We start from the raw sequence: 16,106 nt of genomic DNA, 5'->3' as shown, positions 1-16,106 counted from the left end.
GGCGTCGTCGCCGCCCCGAGTGTCCGGCCGGCTTGGAGGGTTCACCCCGCCTGCACCTTGTACGTCAACTCGTAGCGGGCACCGGCATCGTCGAAACGGGCCACCTGGAAACCGGCGCCCGCGAGGGACGTGTCCAGTCGCACCGATCCGATGACGTCCTCCGCACCGCCGTCCTCGTTGGGCCGCACCACCACGTCGACCGTCGCGGGAGCCGTCAGGGGCCGGGTCACGTCCAGCACCCAGGTCTCCCCCTGCTCCATCTCCCTCCGTGCGACTTGCTCGCCGTTCCACCGCAGGGTGACCACGTCGAGTTCCGGCACACCGGGGATGTTGTGGTTCGAGCGCGGCGACTCGCAGAAGATCCAGCTGAGAATGCCGTCATCGGGCGCGGGACCGGGAGCGGGGCCCGGTCCGGGAGCGTCGTCGATCCGGCGGACCTTGTACGTCAGCTCGTACTGAGCGCCGGCCTCGTCGAAGAGGGTCTCGTGGAAGTCGGTGCCGGGGATGCCCGTGCCCACGTCGGCTTCGCTGAGCTGTACGGTGCCGATGACGTCCTCCACACCGCCGGCCTCGTTGGGCCGGACCACGACCTCGACGGTTGCCGGGCCGGGCAGCGGCCGGGTGATCCCCACGGACCAGGTCTGTCCCGTCTCCATTTCGCGCTGGGCGACCGTTTGGCCGTTCCACCGCAGGGTGACCACGTCGAGTTCCGGCACACCGGGGATGTTGTGGTTCGAGCGCGGCGACTGGCAGAAGATCGAGCTGAGGATTCCCTCGTACGACGGCATGGGTGCGCCTTCCGGGCTCCGGCGACGTGTCGTGAACACCGTCCGTCCTTCCGCGGCGCCCCGCCACCGGGTCTCCTCCATCCGGAGCCGCGCACAGCGCCGCTCGGGGGGCTCCGCCGAGCGGTGTCTCCCCGCCGTCCGGCCGGGGAGACCGACCGGGCTCGCGGCACCTGTGCGGGAGGAAGGCCACGGATGGTGGTGTCCGCTGGAGGCGGGCACGGCGGTTCTCGGGCAGCTGGGCGCGGAGGGTCCGCCACAGGTGCGGGAGCTTCCCGACGGGCTGGGACCCGCATGGGGCGGACCGGCGTCCCGGGCGGCGGACGCCTCTTCGCCGGGCACGACGAGCCGGTCCTGTTTCCTGGGTCCGCGACGGGTGAGGGCGCCGGGCTTCGCCGCCTTCCGCCGGGGCGCACGCGCCCCGGTCGAACAGCGCCTGTGGGCGTGCGGCCCGTGACGCCTCGCCGCGCAGTGGACGGCCCGCGTCGCACCACCGGCTTGTCTGGCACGCTTGTACGGTGACAGCCGACGCGCGGCAGCCCGACCGCACTCCCGACGGGCGGTACATCATCGTCGCCGGGAGGCGCTGGCGGGCGACCGACCCGGACATCCCCGAGGACACGGCGGCTCGGCTGCGGCACCATCTGATGGCGGCGCGCCGCGCGGTCGGCGCCGCCCGGCGCGCCCAGGACGCCGAGGCCGAACGCGCCGCCCGGGCCCGTGTGCACACGGCGAAGGTCGCCCTCGGCGAGCGCGGCACGCCCTGGTGGGAACAGCCGGACGCGGAGCGGCGCACCCGGTGGAACGAAGGGCTGGCGGCGCTCGACGACGGGACGCCCGGCACCTGAACTGCGGGTGCGGCGGGCAGCGGGCAGCCGTACGCTGACCCGGTGCAGAGTGTGGAGCTGCTGCCCGACGAGGCGACCGAACGGGCCGTCCGCGACGTCTGGAGCCGCCTGCGGCAGGCGGGGCTGCCCAGCCAGGCCACGCACCCCCACCCGACGAACCGTCCGCACCTCACCCTCGCCACCGCGGACGCCCTGCCACCCGAGGCCCGCGCACGTGTGGACGAGGCGCTCACGGCCGCCCTGCCGGTCCCGCTGGTCCTCCGGGGCAGCGTCCGATTCACCGGACGGACCCACGTGATCGCCTGGGCGGTCGTGCGGGACCCCGCACTGCTGCGCCTGCACGAGACCGTGTGGCGCGTCCTGCGGAGCGCATCCGCCTGCGGACGGCTCAACCCCCTGCACGAGCCGGTGCGCTGGAACCCGCACGTCACCTTGGGGCGCGGGCGCGACGCCGCCTGGCGCGTTCCGGACAGCGCGCTGTTCGACGAGCCGTCCGGCCGCCTCGCGGGGTGGTGGGTCGGCGGCCGAACGTACGATGCGGCAACCCGCACCACCGCGCGTCTCGGCCCGGTCGCGTGAGGCGGGGGAGGGACCGGGCCGACGACCGCGCGCGGCGGCGGCCGGCGCCGGTGGTGTACGAAGTCCCTCATGCATGAGAAGAACCACGCCGCGACCGTCCGCGTCTTCATAGCCCTCGCTCCGCCCGACGGCGCCAAGGAGGAGCTGGCGCGGGCGCTGCGGCCCGCCCATGCCGCCCACCCGCGCATGAGGTGGAACCGCATCGAGGACTGGCACATCACGCTGGCGTTCCTCGGTGAGCTGCCGAGGCCGTCCGTCTCGCTCCTCGGGCCGCCGCTCGCGGAACTCGCGGCGCGGCGCCGCCCTCTGAGTCTGAGCCTGTGCGGCAGCGGGCACTTCGACGAGCGTGTGCTGTGGAGCGGGGTCGGCGGGGACCTCGAAGGTCTGCGGCTGCTCGCCGGAGAGGTGCGTGCGCTGGTGAGGGAGCACGGCATCGCCTTCCCGGAGCGGCCGCTGAACCCCCACCTGACACTCGCCCGTTCGCGGCGGGACGACGACGCGAGCGTGGTACGGGCCGCCGCGGGGCTCTCCGGCTTCACTGGCCGTACCTGGCAGGCCGAACGGCTGCACCTGGTCGGCAGCAACCACGGCCGCGGCCCCGGGCTGATCCGCTACCGCGACATCGACGCCTGGCCCTTCGCCGGCGCGGAATGACCCCTGCGGGCAGCCGCCCGCAGGGGTCGTTCCGCGCCACGGTCCGGGGTCAGGCGACGGTGGCGACTCCGATGCCGATGGCGATGAAGAGCCAGCCGGTGGTCAGTTCCCAGCGCCGGCGGACCTCGGACCGGGCGAGCAGGGCGCGCAGGCGGGCGGCGACGAGGACGAGGGCGAACCAGTAGACGACGCCGATGAGGACGTCCAGGGTGCCGAGGAAGAAGATCTGCCGGGTGAGCGAACCGGCGCCGTCGACGAACTGAGGCAGGATGCTGAGGAAGAACAGCGCGGCCTTAGGGTTGAGTACGTTCGTCAGGAAGCCCTGGGTGAAGCCGGACCGCCAGTGGCTCCGGGCCGGGCCGCGATCGGCACCCGTGAACGGGTGCCCGGCCGCTTCCTCGGCCTGGTGCCGCCGTTCGCGGGCGGCCCGCCGGGCGGCGAGCACCGCACGTACGCCGAGGTACCCCAGGTAGGCCGCCCCCAGCAGCTTGATCGCGTCGAACACCACGGGCGAGCGGGCGGCGACCACCGACAGCCCGACGGCGGCGGCGAGCATGTGGGCGCACAGCCCCGCCTGCGCGCCCAGCGCCGCGGCTCGTCCCTTCGAGGGGTGTTCGGCGGCCGATCTGACCACCACCAGGAAGTCGGGGCCGGGGACCACGTACGCCACCAGCACCACGCCGAGGAAGCCGACGAGGTCGACCGACATGTGCTCTCCGTTCGTCCGCCCGCCCCAACGCCTGTCCGCTCCCGGGAGCCGGTTCGCGGTCGGGTACCCGCTGGGGGACGGGACAGGCGGGGGGTGTCGCGACGATCGCGGTGGGTCGTCGCACCGCACTTCCGGATCGGTGACTTTGCGGCGTTTCATGGGCTCGCTCGTCGGGCTCGGCGACTCGTCGAAGCGCTTCGATTACCCGCTCTGGACAGGCCCTCGTTGATCGCATTACTGTGCGGGGAATACCCGCTGTCGAAGCGCTTCTCAACCTGGAGATCCCGATGGTCACCCTTGCCGACGTGGCGCAGCATGCCGGAGTCTCCGCCAGCACGGTCAGCTACGTCCTCAGTGGCAAGAGGACCATCTCCGAGGTCACCAAGCAACGTGTCGAGCACAGCATCAGGGAACTCGGCTACCTTCCGAACGCCGGCGCCAGGGCCCTGGCGAGCAGCAGGTCCAACATCATCGCGCTGATGATGCCGCTGCGCACGGACATGTACGTGCCGGTGATGATGGAGATCGCCGTCGCGATCGCCACCAGCGCCCGGGAGCACGGGTTCGACGTCCTGATGCTCACCGGCGAGGAGGGGCCATCGGCGGTGCGGCGGGTGGTCGGCAGCGGTCTGGCCGATGCCGTCATCCTGATGGACGTGGAGCTGGACGACGCGCGACTGCCCCTGTTGCGGGAGAGCGGTCGGCCGGCGGTGCTCATCGGGTTGCCGGCGCAGACCACCGGGTTCACCTGTGTCGACCTGGACTTCGCGGGGGCCGGTTCCCTGTGCGCGGAGCATCTGGCCGGGTTGGGGCACCGCGAGATCGCCATGATCGGCGAGGCGCCGGCCGTGTACGAGCGCAGGACCGGGTTCGCCGAGCGGACCGTGGACGGACTGCGGTCCCGTGCACGGGAGTTGGGACTGCGGGTACTGCACCGCCCGTGCGAGGGCACCTACGCGGCGATGGCCGGCGCGCTGGGGCAGATCTTCACCGAGCGCCCCGGCATCACGGGCTTCGTCGTCCAGAACGAACAGGCCGTGGAGCCGCTGCTCGGCCTGTTGCGCCAGGACAGGCGTGCGGTACCCGAGGACGTCTCGGTGGTCGCCGTCTGCCCGGAACAGGTGGCCCTCCAGGGCTCGGTGCGGCTGACCTCCGTCACCATCCCGGCGCGCGAGATGGCCCGGCGGGCCGTCGACCACCTCATCGCCAAGATCGACGGCAGGGCCGACGACGAGGTCGTCCTGCTCGACCCGGAACTCGTCACCCGCGCGAGCAGCGGGCCGGCACCGGCCCGAGGACCCGGCGGGTGAGGGTGGCCGGGCGGGGCGGGGATCACGCTCTCCTGGGGACGGTGAGGACGTGCCTCTCGCCGGCGACCAGAGCCACGCGGTAGTGGTCGCCGCCCGCGACCACGTCGATCGTGCGGTCGGCGGACGGTCTCAGTACGGCGGTGCCGTGCCGCTCGGACCAGGTGAGGTCGAGCTGCGCCCCGAAGCGCGTCCGTACGCCGCGCAGGGTGCCTTCGGCGTACCCGCCGGGCACCGAGGGCAGCAGGACCAGCCGGTCGACGGTTGACTGCACCAGGCACTCGATGATCACGGCGGGGAGGGTGTGGGCGGCGTCCGCGTTGTACACGTCCCGGCCGGGGTAGTGGGCGCTCATCAGGGAGTCATGGAAGAAGTCGCCCCGCAGCACCTGGTCGAGGGCCCTGCCCGCGAGGCGTCCGTCCCGCAGCCGGGCGGCGACCAGGGCGGTGTGGAGATGGCCGTGCGCCGAGCCGTTCTCGCTGCCGCGCAGTTCGAGGGCGCGGTGCGCGGCCGCCGCCAGGGCGGGGGTGTCGTACGGGTTGATGTCGTCCAGCGGCCACACCGGGTACAGGTGGCTGAGGTGCCGGTGGTCGTAGGTGTCCCGCAGCCCGGGCCGGGCCCATTCGGCCAGGGCGCCGTCCTCGTTGACGCGGTAGGCGGGGAGCCGGGTGGCCAGGGCGCGCCAGTGCCGGGCGCGCGGGTGGTGGGGGTGGAACGCGGCGGCGGTGGTCAGGGCGTGCCCGGCGGCGGCGATGTCCATGGTGGCGTCCACGGTGACCCAGCCGGCGTTGGCGGGCCGGTTCTCGGGCGAGTACGAGGGGACGAGCGTGACCGGGCCGCCCGGGTGGGCGCTGACGAGGAAGTCCTCGTAGAACGTCGCCACTTCGGCGAGGGCGGACAGCAGCCAGGGTTCGGGCAGCCGGCCGCCGACGAGGACCTCGTCCACGAGGGGGTGGAGCAGCCAGTCGGCGCCGGCGGTCCACAGGTGCAGCGGATAGGCACGTGTGAAGTGACGGGTGTGGCCGCTCTCCCCGTCGGTGTGGGACGGGGCGACGACCCCGCGCGTACCGAAGATCTCACGGGCGTTGTCGCGCCAGTCGGCCAGCTGGCCGCGGACCAGTTCTGCGTGGGCGCGGGACACTTCGGGCAGCGCCCCGGCGGCGGCGGAGGAGACCTGGAGGTTGAGGTTGGCGTTGGTGGTGAAGGCGCCGGACCAGGCGGTGTCCCAGTCGCCCGTCCACAGGCCGGTGAGGCGGGGTGGCAGCATGCCGCTGGACGACAGCAGGTGGTAGCGGCCGGCGGCGAAGAGCCGTTCGACGAGGGCGGGGCTGTCCGGGCGCCGGAGCAGCGCGCTGCCCGGCAGCTCCCGGTCCGCCGGGTCGGCGGTGAGGGTCAGTTCGGCGCGGAGGTAGGCATCGCGGTGGACGGGCAGGTGCCGGCCGAGAAGCCGGGCGTACAGCGCGGCGGTGCTGTCCTGCGGGCCGGGAGCGGCCGGCCGGCCGGGGCCGCCCGGGTGGTCGGCGTGGCCCGGGTGGTCCAGCCGGCCGGGGCCGCCCGGGTGGTGCGGGCGATCCGGGCGGCCCGCCTGGCCGGGGTCGTCCGCCCGGCCAGAATCGTCCGCCTGGCCGGGGCGGTCGGGGTCGCCCGGGTGGCCGGGGGCGGGGCCGAGCAGGGCGCGCAGCGCGGCGGCCTGGTCCGCCGCGGGGTCGGCCCGGGCGGGGTGCCGTTCCACTCGGGTCAGCAGCAGGACCGCTGAGGCACCGGTCACCCGCACGCCGTCGCCGGTCGTCTCCGTGCGGCCGTCGGTGACGGCCACCAGCGTCGTGCCCGTGAAGGCGGTGCGTCCGTTCGCGTAGTCGGTGCGCAGGCTCAGGGCGGCGGTGGTGGGGCCGTGACGGTCGTCCCCCGGCGCGGCCGACCGGGAAAGGCGCAGGCCCTCGGGCAGTCCTGGCAGTTGTTCGTCGAGGCGGATGTCGGCGCTCAGGCCACCGGGGGGCCCGGCCATCCGGTGGACGATCACGTCGTCGGCGCGCGAGACGAAGACGTCGCCGCGCCAGTCGCCGTTCACCGCGCTCACCACCCCGGTGGTGAAGTCCACGTGCCTGCGGTAGCCCTGGCCGGTCCCGGCCGCCCCGGCGCGGCGTATCCGGACCTGGAAGGCGGGGTGGAAGGGCTGCACCCACATGTGTGGGTGGTCCGCGCCGAAGTCCTCCGCCGCCGTGGTGTCACCGGCCAGCAGCGCGGCCCGCAGGGCGGGGAGCCCGGCGGCGAGGGCGGGCGGCCCGGCGGCTTCGCTGCCGTTGGGGCGGACCAGCGTGTGGTGGTTGACGACGACGCGCTCGTCGGCCGGGTCGCCGAACACCATGGCGCCGTGCCGGCCGTTGCCGCTGAGGAAGGCGTCCTCCCACCGGCCGGCGGGGCACGGCTCCCACGTTCCGTGCCTCACGCCAGGACCGCCACGCCGTGGCGTTCCAGGTGGAGCGGGCCGTCGACCGGGGCGCCGGTGAGCAGTTCGCGGTGCCGGCCGGGCACCGTGACGGTGAGCGGCCGATCGGCGTGGTTGAGCAGGAAGAGCAAATCCCCTCGGCGTACCGCCTCCAGACCGGGCGGCTGGTCCTCCAGGACGGGCCGTACGCCCGCCTCGTCCGCGGCCCGCGCGAGGAGCTCGCGCAGGGCGGCCGGTTCGGGGAGGGTGGACACGTACCACGCCCGGCCGTTGCGCAGCACGGCGGGCATGCCGTCGAGTTCGCCGCCGCGGTAGGTGGCGACGGTCCGCGCGGTGGACGTCTCCAGCTCCTCGGCCCACAGGGTCGCCCGGAAGGGCCGGGGGCCGTCGCACGCCTGCCCCTCCCCCGCCGGCAGCGGCCACCACTCGTGGACGAGGCGGATGCCGAACAGGTCCCGCAGGCGTTCGTCCATGCCGCCGGGGCGGATACGGTCGTCCTCGTCCGCCGCGCCGGTGAGGAAGCCGGAGACGAGCGTGCCTCCGCCGCGTACGTAGGCGACGAGGTTGTCGACGGCGGTGTCGCCCAGCAGGTACAGGTGCGGGACGGTGACCACGCGGTAGCGGCTCAGGTCGTGTTCGGGGTGGGCGAAGTCGGTGGTGACGCCCGCCTCCCACAGGGCCCGGTGCCAGGCCCGTACGACGGTGGGGTAGTGCACCTCGGCGGAGGGCCGTCCCTCCTGCTCGTCGGCCCACCAGGAGTTCCAGTCGTGGAGGATCGCGATGTCGGAGGTGACGGAGGTGCCCGCGACGCGGGGGCCGAGCCGGGCCAGGTCGGCGCCGATGCGCTTGATCTCCTGGTGGGTGCGGCCGTGTTCACCCGCGTGCGGGAGCATGGCCGAGTGGAACTTCTCCGCGCCCTGTCGCGACTGCCGCCACTGGAAGTGGCAGACGGCGTCCGCGCCGCGGGCGACGGACTGGAGGGACCAGAGGCGGCCGAGTCCGCGCGGCTTGGGGACGTTGACACGGCGGAAGTTCACCGCGCCGGCCGCCTGCTCCATCACCATCCACGGGCCGCGCGCCTGGGAGCGCGTCATGTCCTGGATCATCGCTCCGTACTGTCCCGCGTGCGGGTCGGCGGGGTCCGGGTAGATGTCGACGGAGACGACGTCCTCCTCCCGCGCCCAGGTCCAGGCGTCCTGTCCGATCCAGAAGGGCATGAAGTTGGTGGTGACCGGCAGGCGGCGGGCGCGTGCGGTGACGATGTCGCGTTCGGCGGTGTAGCACTCCAGGAGGGCGTCGGAGGTGAAGCGCCGGAAGTCGAGCGTGCAGGTGGGGTTGCGCAGGTACTGGGCCTTGCGCGGCGGGATGATCTCCTCCCAGGTGTCGTAGCGCTGGCTCCAGAACGCCGTGCCCCACGCGTCGTTGAGCGCGTCGACCGTCGTGTACTTGTCGCGCAGCCAGCGGCGGAAGTGCCGTGCCGTCCCGTCGCACCAGCAGAAGGTGCAGTACTCGTTGTTGACGTGCCACATCAGGAGGGCGGGGTGGTCGCCGTAGCGGGCGGCGAGGTCCTTCGTGATCGCCGCCGCGTACCTCCGGTAGACGGGTGAGCTGGGGCAGAAGTGCTGGCGCGATCCGTACCAGACGACCGAGCCGTCCTCGGCGCGCGGCAGGGTCTCGGGGTGCAGGGACCCCAGCCAGGCCGGCGGCGAGGCGGTGGGGGTGGCGAGGACGACGCCTATTCCGTGACGGTGCATCAGGTCCATGACCCGGTCCAGCCAGCCGAAGTCCCGCTCCCCCGGGCGGGGTTCGATTCTCGCCCAGGAGAACACTCCGACGGTGACGGACGTGACCCCCGCCTCCTTCATCAGCCGTACGTCGTCGGGCCACGTCTCCTCGGGCCACTGCTCGGGGTTGTAGTCGCCGCCGAACAGGACCCGGGGGCCGGTGGCGTCGTGGAGGGAGGGCATGCGGGGGCTCGCTTCGTCACGGAGGGCGGGTGCGCGTGGGTGGGGTCAGACGGGGTCGGCGTACTGGATGCCCCGGCCGTTGGTACCGAGGTAGACGCGCCCGTGGACGCGTGGATCGCCGGTGATGGTCTCGCCGATCCAGCCCCACTGGTGGGCGTCGTCGTTGATGCGGATCCAGCTGGCGCCCTCGTCGTCGGAGCGCAGCACGGCGGTGGTCCGCCCGGTGGCGCCGACCTGGAAGACGGCCGGGTAGCGCGCGCCGGGGGCGGCCTTGCCGAACCCGAGGGTGTAGGAGGCCCGGCAGGTGTCGGACCTGGTGAAGACGCGACCGCCGTCGGTGGACCGGTACAGGCCGTTCCCCTTGGTGGAGAGCCAGAGGTGGCCGGTCCTGCCGGGCGCGGCGGCGAGGCGGAACTGCGGGTCGCCCGAGGGCAGTCCGGTGGCGGCGGGGGTGAAGGTCAGTCCGGCGTCGGTGGACCGCAGGACCGTGCCGGTCACCGTGTCGTAGGCGTAGAAGCGCCGGGGGTCGACGGGGTCGGCGACCGGAGTGGCGCCCCGGGGGAAGGAGGGGACCTCCGTCCAGGTGGCCCCGTTGTCGGTGGAGCGGTGGGTGGCGTGCGTGGAGCCGTCCCAGTGGACGAACGACCAGAGCAGGACCCGGCTGTCGGCGCCGGCCGCGATCGGGCCGGGAGCCGTGCCGGCGATGGACGGCTGGCTCGAGAAGGGCTGCCAGGTCCTGCCGCCGTCGCCGGACCAGGCGCCGTTGCGCTCCGAGGCCCAGCCGGTGCGCACGACGTACGAGGGCTTCCGGGCCGCCATGGCCAGTCCGGTGGCGGATCTGAAGACCGGGTCGGTCGCCATGCCGCGGGAGGGCGAGGCGGTGAGCGAGTCGTGGTACATGACGCCGATGTCGCCCAGTCCGCTGATCAGGTGCGCGGTGCCGGCGGGAGGGGAGATCAGCTGCCGTACGGCGCTCTCCTCCAGTCCCCGGATCTCCGGAGACCAGTGGACCAGGTCGCGCGTGCCGTAGAGGGTGGCGCCGGTGCCGTGGACGATGTGGCGGGAGTCGAAGGGGTCGATGGCCGCGGTCTGCATCCACCAGCCGAACTTGGGCCGCTCCTCGCCCCAGCGGAGGTACGGCGTCGCGGAGACGTCCAGGACGGCGCGGTCCTTGAGGGACGTCCAGGTGCGTCCCCCGTCGGTGGAGCGGAAGACCGTGTCGACGGCGGCCCAGCGGTTGTTGGTCGTCACCACCAGGGTGCCCGGACTGCGGGCGTCGACGGCGAGGCCGCCGTAGCCGAAGGTGTCGCGCGATCCGTCGGACGCGGTGCCGCCGGGGCGGACGGGGGTGATGTCGGTCCAGGCGCCGGTGGCGGTGTCCAGCGCGTGGACGCCGCCGTCGCTCTGGCCGTTGGGTCCCGGGGCGTCGGCGTAGCTGACGTACAGGACGCGGGTCGCGGCGTCGTGCGCGGCCCGGACGGGTACGCGGGCCGACGCGCCCTCCGGCTGTCCGGGCACGGGCTCCCAGGCGGTGCCGGGGCCGCTGCGGTACAGCGCGGGGCCGCCGTCGGCCCAGCCGGCGTACAGGGTCCGCCCGGCGGCGACGAGGAGGGTGACCCCCTGGCCGGCCGGCGACGGCTCGGGGGCGAACTCGGCCCGTGCCCAGGTGGCGCCGCGGTCGGTGGACCTCCACAGGCCGTCGTGGCGGGTGCCGAGCCAGAGGGTCTCGCTGTCGCGGGGGTCGACGAGCAGGCGCTCGCCGGTGCCGCGTCCGTCCTCGTTCGCGCCGAGTTTGACCGGCAGGTCGGTGCGCGACCAGGTGGCGCCCCGGTCCTCCGATCGCAGCACGGCCCCGTTGCCCGACCAGCTCTGGGCGTACGTCCCCAGGGCCAGGTAGAGGCGGTCCGGATGGTGGGGGTCGACGGCCATGGCCTCCACACCGAGCAGGTTCCAGTCGTCCCAGCCGAGGTGGTCGGTGAGGGGCGTCCAGACCTGTGTGCGGCCGTCCCGGCGGTAGGCGCCGCCGATGTCGGTGCGGGCGTAGGCCAGTCCCTTGACCCGGGGGTGGAACAGGACGCCGGTGATGAAGCCGGTGCCCCCGATGACGGCGGTGCGCCAGCGGTGCCGCTGGGCGGCGCCGTCCGCCGCCGGCGAGGGTTGCGCGGGGGCCGGACGGGGGCCGGGGGCGGCGGCGGCGCTGCCCGCGGCCAGCGCGGGGACTGCCGTGAGCCCGGTGAGGACGCCTGCGGCGAGGACCGCGCGCCTGTCCGGCTGGTTCGGGGGCCTGGGCATGTCGGATGCCTTCCTTCGTGGGTCCTGGTGCGGCGGCGGGGTGGTGGCCGCCGTGTCCACCCGGTGTCAGGTACGGGCGGACACGGCGGCGGTCGGGGCGCGCGGCACGTCGGCACGACGGGCGGCGGCGCGATGGGCGGCGGCGCGATGGGCGGCGGCGCGGAAGGGGAGGCGTAGGGCCGGCTCCCATGACGGGGACGGCAAGCGCGCGCCGGTGGGGCCGGCCCTCGGCGTGTCAGCCCTTCACCGCTCCCGTGAGCATGCCCTTCTTGAAGTGGCGCTGGACGAACGGCGACAGCACGGCCACCGGCAGCAGGGCGAGCACCATGACGGCCATCTGGATCGACAGGGGCGACAGGTGGCCGGTGTTGATGGCCTGCGCGAGTCCGGTGGGACGTTCCTGCTTGAGGACCAGCTGCATCATCACGTTCTGCAGCGGCATCATCTCCTGGTCGCTCAGGTAGATCGACGCGTTGAACCAGGCGCTCCAGTAGCCGACGGCGTAGAAGAGCGCGATCACCGCGATCACCGCGCGGGACAGCGGCATGACGATCTTCCACAGGATGCGGAGGTCACCGGCGCCGTCGATCCGGGCACTGTCGATGAGTTCGGGAGCCACACTCATGAAGAACGACCGCAGGACGAGGATGTTGAAGACGTTCACCGCGCTGGGGAGGATCAGGGACAGGTAGGTGTCGGTCAGTCCGAGGCCCTGCACCAGCAGATAGGTGGGGATGAGGCCGGCGCCGAAGAACATGGTGGCCAGCAGGACCATCAGCAGCGGCCGGTGCAGCAGCGATCCGCTGCGGGACAGCCCGTACGCGCACAGGACGGACACGGTCATGCTGAACAGCGTCCCGGCGGTCGTGACCCCCAGACTCACCAGCGCCGCCCGGGTGACCTGTCCCCCGCCGAGCAGTTCCTCGTAGGCGACGAACGTGATCCCCCGGGGGACGACGACGAGCCCACCGGCCGCCGTGATGGTCTTCACCGACGACAGGCTGGTGACGACCACGATCCACAGGGGGAACAGGACCGCCGCGCAGGCAAGCGCGAGGGCCGTGCCCTTCGCCGCGAGGCCCGTCCGGCTCGGCTCCTCCTCCCACGCCGGTCGCAGCCGGCCGCGGGTCCCCCCGCGGCGGGTGGTGGTGCCCCACACGGCGCTCATCGCTTGTACACCCCCTGCTCGCCCATCAGGTGGGCGACCTTGTTGGCCGCCAGCACGAGGCAGAGGCCGAAGATTCCCTTGACGATCCCGACGGCTGCCGCGTAGCTGAAGTCCCCGAACTGGATGCCGACGTTCCAGACGTAGGTGTCGAGGACCTCCGCGGCGGTCGAGCCGACGGCGGTGCGCTGGAGGAGGATCTGCTCGAAGCCGACGGTCAGCGCGTTGCCCACCTGGAGCACGAGCAGCAGGGCCACCACGGGCCTCAGCGCCGGCAGCGTCACGTGCCACATCCGCCGCCACCGTCCGGCGCCGTCCATGGCCGCCGCCTCGTACAGGTCGGGGCTGACGGCCGACAGCGCGGCGAGGAAGACGATGACGCCCCAGCCCGCGTCCTTCCACACCATCTCGAAGGTGACGAGGAAGGCGAACAGGTCGGGGTTCGTCATCAGGTCGACGCCCTCGTGACCGTGTTCGCGCAGGGTCTGGGCCAGCATGCCGGCGCCGCCGAACATCTGCTGGAAGATGGTGACGACCAGGACCCAGGAGAAGAAGTGCGGCAGGTACAGCACCGCCTGCGCCACGGCGCGCACCCGGGGCCGGACGAAGCTGTTGATGAGGAGCGCGAGCAGGATCGGCACGGGGAAGAACAGCGTGAGCTGTACGAGGAAGATGGCCAGCGTGTTGCGCAGCGCCTGCCAGAAGAGCCGGTCCTCCACCATGCGGCCGAAGTGCTCGGTCCCCGCCCAGGGGCTTTCGGCGACGGCCTGCCAGGCGTTTGCGCCGAGGTAGGGGTCGTAGTCCTGGAAGGCGACGATGTTGCCCAGCAGGGGTACGTAGTTGAAGACCAGGACCAGGAGGATCGCGGGCAGCGTCATCAGGATGAGCGTGCGGTCGCGGCGCAGCCTGGCCCTCCAGGTGGCGCTCGCGGGCGCCGGGGAGCGGGCGCCCCTCCGCCCCGCGGGTCCGCCCCTCCGCCCCGCGGGTCCGGCGGCCGTCCGCGCGCCGGGCGGGGCCGCGGCGTCGGTGCCGTCGGTCGCCGTCGCAGCGCCGCCGGCGGTCGTGCCCCCGGTCGCCGCCGCACCGTCCGTCGCCGCGGTCGTGCCGTCCGCCGCCGCGTCGGTCGTCGCCGCCGTGCCGACGCCCGGTGCCGTGCCGTCCGCCGCCGTGCCGTCGTCGGCCGGCGTCGCGCTGTCGTCGGCGGCCGGCTCCTGCCCCGCCACCCTGCTCTGCGACACGTTCTCTCTCCTCGCTCCCCCTCGACCGGCCGGTCAGGACGCCTGACCGCCGGTCTCGTCGAGCAGCTTCCGGTACCAGTCGCGGAGTCGGTCACCGCCACGGGAGCGCCAGTCGGACACGGCCTGCTGCACGTCGCCGATCTTCTTGCGGCCCCGCACGACGTCCTTCTCCAGGTCCTCGAACTGGCTGCTGAGCTCGGCCCAGCGGTTCGGCTCCTGGACCTGCATGCCGTAGAACAGCGGCCTGGTGACGAACGCGCCCATGCGCTGCTGCCAGCGGACCAACCCCTCGGCGACGTCCGGGTGGTTGGGATAGGCGAAGAACTGCTGGGGGCTGGCGACGTACTCGTAGGTGGCGAAGACCTCGTTGTTGCCGGCCTCGGTCCTGGTGATCGCGTCGCCCTTGACGGTGTGGTGGATCCCCTCGACACCGTAGGCCTTCAGCCGCTGCTCCTTGGTGCCGTAGGGGGCCGCGGTGAAGTTGGCGATGGCGAGGACCTCGCGGACCGTCCTCTCGTCGGCCTGTTTGTTGACGAAGGCCCAGATGTTGGAAGGCGAGCCAGCGAAGAGGCGGGGCTTGCCCCCGTCGTGGTGGAAGTAGTCCATCGCGGCCATGGAGAAGCCGGGATGGTCGCCCCGCTGGACGACGCTCTTGCCGTACCAGTCGGAGATGTCCGCGTTGTACATCCACACCCGGCCGGAGGTGAAGAGGTTGCCGGTGTCCCCGCTCTCCGCCTTCGCGTCCGGGTGCACCAGACCGGCGGAGTACAGGGAGCGGGACCACTCGAGGGCTTCGAGGTACTCGTCGGTCTCGATGCGGTGGACCAGCTTGTCGTCGACGAGCCGCCAGCAGGTGGGCTTCTCGTCGAGGACGCCGAAGATCTTGTACGCGGCCCACGTCATGTCGCCGCAGCCCCACACCTTGTTCCTGGCCGAGGTGATCTCCTTGGCCAGGTCGAAGAACTCCTGGGCGGTGGTGGGCGGCCGGTAGCCCTTGGCCTTGAACAGGTCCGACCGGTAGAAGGGCGCGATGTTGGGTATGTCGCAGGCCGGCATCGGCAGGCCGCGGAGCTTGCCGCCGAAGACCGCCCGCTGCCAGGCGTTGCTCGGGATCGCCGCCAGGTTCGGGTACTGCTCGACCTTGTCTCCCGAGAGGTACGGGCCGAGGTCGGCGAACTTGTTGCTGATGGCGCTGGGTATCTTGCCGCCCAGTTCCCAGGCGGGGATCACCACGACGTCCGGCAGGGAACCGGAGGCGAGGACGGCTCCGAGTTTCTGTCCGTAGGTGTTGCCGTCCTGGTTCTGCCAGTTCACCTTCACGCCGATGGCCTCGTCCATGGCCGTCCAGTACGGGTTGCCGGCCTTGGGCGAGGTGCCCCAGAGCGGGGCCATGATCGTGACGGTGCCGCCCCTGCCGAGCCTGGTGGGCACGGAGACGGCGAGCTGCGAGGCCGGCGGGGCGGTGGTGAAGCCGAGAGCCGAACCGTTCTTGCTCGGCAGGTCCGGCTTCACGACGTCGGAGGCGACGAACGCCGGGAGGATGCCCTGGAGTTTCCTTCCGGTGGTGGCGCCCTCGGTGCGGTTGTCACCCGGCGAACCGCTGCACGCGCTGAGCAGCGGCGCACCGCCGGTGACGGCGATGGCGGCGACCGCGGTGGAGCCGAGGAACGTTCTCCTGGTCGGAGCCTTGGCTACGGGCATGGCGTTGCCCCTTTCTTCATGCGGTCAGCCAAGGGCGCGCGGGAGTGGCCGTACGCATGCGGGTCGGCGGGTGTGGCGAGCGTGGGACACATGGAGCAGTGGCGATGCCCGAGCGCTTTAGTCGAAGCGCTTCGATGTTGCAGCGAGGTTAAGTGACGACGGCAGGCCGTTCAAGGGTCGCTGCGAAAATTCTTTCGGTTAGCCTCAGTTGTGGGGCCCGCAGGGCCGTCGAGAGCACGCCGGAAAGGCCGGCGTGGCGGCCGGTGCGTCTTGACACCTCCGCACGGCCGACTACAGCATCGAAGCGCTTCGAACAGCATGCCGACCGCGCTGCGAACCTGTCGCATCGGTCGTACCTGTCGCACCCGTGCACCTGTCGAATCCGTGTGGCAGCTCGCGACGCTCACCCTTGGGG

Annotated in this window: 12 protein-coding genes; 4 read left to right on the top strand and 8 right to left on the bottom strand. The window is 72.9% G+C overall.

Annotation, left to right across the window (positions count from 1 at the left end; translation table 11 throughout):
- Positions 1-41: 41 nt before the first annotated feature.
- Positions 42-788, bottom strand: coding sequence for a hypothetical protein (locus AC07DW_RS07515; RefSeq protein ID WP_478856662.1), 747 nt, complete (start codon positions 786-788; stop codon positions 42-44).
- Between the two features lie 515 nt (positions 789-1,303).
- On the opposite strand from AC07DW_RS07515, the gene AC07DW_RS07510 reads away from it, so the two are divergent.
- The 3 genes from AC07DW_RS07510 to thpR all read left to right on the top strand — a co-directional run bounded on the left by AC07DW_RS07510 (position 1,304) and on the right by thpR (position 2,866).
- Complete coding sequence (locus tag AC07DW_RS07510; protein ID WP_478856661.1) at positions 1,304-1,633, top strand: hypothetical protein; 330 nt, start codon at positions 1,304-1,306, stop codon at positions 1,631-1,633.
- A gap of 42 nt (positions 1,634-1,675) precedes the next feature.
- Positions 1,676-2,212, top strand: coding sequence for a 2'-5' RNA ligase family protein (locus AC07DW_RS07505; protein ID WP_478856660.1), 537 nt, complete (start codon positions 1,676-1,678; stop codon positions 2,210-2,212).
- A 69-nt stretch (positions 2,213-2,281) separates the two neighbouring features.
- Positions 2,282-2,866 (top strand): RNA 2',3'-cyclic phosphodiesterase, encoded by a 585-nt coding sequence (gene thpR / locus AC07DW_RS07500; protein ID WP_478856659.1) that lies wholly within the window; start codon positions 2,282-2,284, stop codon positions 2,864-2,866.
- Between the two features lie 49 nt (positions 2,867-2,915).
- Here thpR and AC07DW_RS07495 read toward each other — a convergent pair whose 3' ends face one another.
- Complete coding sequence (locus AC07DW_RS07495; RefSeq protein ID WP_478856658.1) at positions 2,916-3,575, bottom strand: LysE family translocator; 660 nt, start codon at positions 3,573-3,575, stop codon at positions 2,916-2,918.
- Positions 3,576-3,862: 287 nt separating this feature from the next.
- Here AC07DW_RS07495 and AC07DW_RS07490 point away from each other — a divergent pair, with 287 nt between their 5' ends.
- Positions 3,863-4,885 (top strand): LacI family DNA-binding transcriptional regulator, encoded by a 1,023-nt coding sequence (locus tag AC07DW_RS07490; protein ID WP_478856657.1) that lies wholly within the window; start codon positions 3,863-3,865, stop codon positions 4,883-4,885.
- A gap of 22 nt (positions 4,886-4,907) precedes the next feature.
- Here AC07DW_RS07490 and AC07DW_RS07485 read toward each other — a convergent pair whose 3' ends face one another.
- The 6 genes from AC07DW_RS07485 to AC07DW_RS07460 all read right to left on the bottom strand — a co-directional run bounded on the left by AC07DW_RS07485 (position 4,908) and on the right by AC07DW_RS07460 (position 15,691).
- Entirely contained in the window at positions 4,908-7,328 is a 2,421-nt protein-coding gene (locus AC07DW_RS07485) for a glycosyl hydrolase family 95 catalytic domain-containing protein (RefSeq protein WP_478856656.1), read from the bottom strand.
- The gene (locus AC07DW_RS07480) at positions 7,325-9,295 is read right to left on the bottom strand and encodes a beta-galactosidase (protein ID WP_478856655.1); all 1,971 of its coding nucleotides are present in this window, start codon (positions 9,293-9,295) and stop codon (positions 7,325-7,327) included. The genes AC07DW_RS07485 and AC07DW_RS07480 overlap by 4 nt, the downstream gene beginning before the upstream one ends.
- A gap of 45 nt (positions 9,296-9,340) precedes the next feature.
- Positions 9,341-11,587: a WD40/YVTN/BNR-like repeat-containing protein gene (locus tag AC07DW_RS07475; RefSeq protein ID WP_478856654.1), complete on the bottom strand. Its 2,247-nt coding sequence runs from the start codon at positions 11,585-11,587 to the stop codon at positions 9,341-9,343.
- 235 nt (positions 11,588-11,822) lie between these two features.
- Positions 11,823-12,755 (bottom strand): carbohydrate ABC transporter permease, encoded by a 933-nt coding sequence (locus AC07DW_RS07470; protein ID WP_478856653.1) that lies wholly within the window; start codon positions 12,753-12,755, stop codon positions 11,823-11,825.
- Positions 12,752-13,990 carry an ABC transporter permease gene (locus AC07DW_RS07465; RefSeq protein ID WP_478856652.1) on the bottom strand — a complete coding sequence of 413 codons (1,239 nt, stop codon included), beginning with the start codon at positions 13,988-13,990 and terminating at the stop codon, positions 12,752-12,754. Before AC07DW_RS07465 ends, AC07DW_RS07470 begins: the two co-directional genes overlap by 4 nt.
- Positions 13,991-14,023: 33 nt before the next feature.
- Positions 14,024-15,691: an extracellular solute-binding protein gene (locus tag AC07DW_RS07460; protein ID WP_478856651.1), complete on the bottom strand. Its 1,668-nt coding sequence runs from the start codon at positions 15,689-15,691 to the stop codon at positions 14,024-14,026.
- Positions 15,692-16,106: the final 415 nt, after the last annotated feature.

The organism is Streptomyces sp. NPDC045701 (genome assembly GCF_056432045.1).
This window is presented reverse-complemented; position numbering and strand designations above follow the sequence as displayed.

Coding starts and splice junctions, on each gene's coding strand:
- AC07DW_RS07515 (WP_478856662.1), bottom strand. CDS start 788: ATGCCGTCGTACGAGGGAATCCTCAGCTCGATCTTCTGCCAGTCGCCG.
- thpR (WP_478856659.1), top strand. CDS start 2,282: ATGCATGAGAAGAACCACGCCGCGACCGTCCGCGTCTTCATAGCCCTC.
- AC07DW_RS07495 (WP_478856658.1), bottom strand. CDS start 3,575: ATGTCGGTCGACCTCGTCGGCTTCCTCGGCGTGGTGCTGGTGGCGTAC.
- AC07DW_RS07490 (WP_478856657.1), top strand. CDS start 3,863: ATGGTCACCCTTGCCGACGTGGCGCAGCATGCCGGAGTCTCCGCCAGC.
- AC07DW_RS07480 (WP_478856655.1), bottom strand. CDS start 9,295: ATGCCCTCCCTCCACGACGCCACCGGCCCCCGGGTCCTGTTCGGCGGC.
- AC07DW_RS07475 (WP_478856654.1), bottom strand. CDS start 11,587: ATGCCCAGGCCCCCGAACCAGCCGGACAGGCGCGCGGTCCTCGCCGCA.
- AC07DW_RS07470 (WP_478856653.1), bottom strand. CDS start 12,755: ATGAGCGCCGTGTGGGGCACCACCACCCGCCGCGGGGGGACCCGCGGC.
- AC07DW_RS07460 (WP_478856651.1), bottom strand. CDS start 15,691: ATGCCCGTAGCCAAGGCTCCGACCAGGAGAACGTTCCTCGGCTCCACC.